This window comes from Paraburkholderia sp. SIMBA_027 (assembly GCF_046535315.1).
Taxonomy (GTDB): domain Bacteria; phylum Pseudomonadota; class Gammaproteobacteria; order Burkholderiales; family Burkholderiaceae; genus Paraburkholderia; species Paraburkholderia tropica.
In genome coordinates this window covers 1-388 of record NZ_JAWRWY010000159.1, presented here as the reverse complement: position 1 = coordinate 388, position 388 = coordinate 1, and the positions used below count along the sequence as shown (strand labels likewise).

Annotated in this window: 1 protein-coding gene; it reads left to right on the top strand. The window is 26.8% G+C overall.

Annotated features, from left to right (window positions below):
- A partial coding sequence (locus SB764_RS38580; protein WP_410866546.1) for a hypothetical protein occupies nucleotides 1-388 on the top strand: 388 nt, incomplete at both ends.

Here is a 388-nt window from a genome sequence, read left to right as displayed (position 1 = left end):
GTATTTGATGCTGTTAATAATAGTACTAATGCTTATACGATTCATACAATAGAAAATAACAAACTCGTAAAATCAGAATTTTATAATTTCGTTTCTGTACTTGGTAAAACAAGATCATATACTTATGAAAAAGGTATAATAAGTGTATATGAAGAAAAAGGAGGGAATCAAGATGCTATTATAACTTACTATTTTAATAATGACAATAATCTTGTTAAGCAAGAAAAATTGGAAAGAATAGGCGGTGCGAATTTAGGGTTAAACACCATTATTTATTCAGATTTTGATAAGGCTAAAAATCCTTTTAAAAAATTAGGATTAGTTAACGATAGTTGGTTTGCTAAAAGCTTATCTACCAATAATTTCAGAAAGGTTGAAATTTCCTACA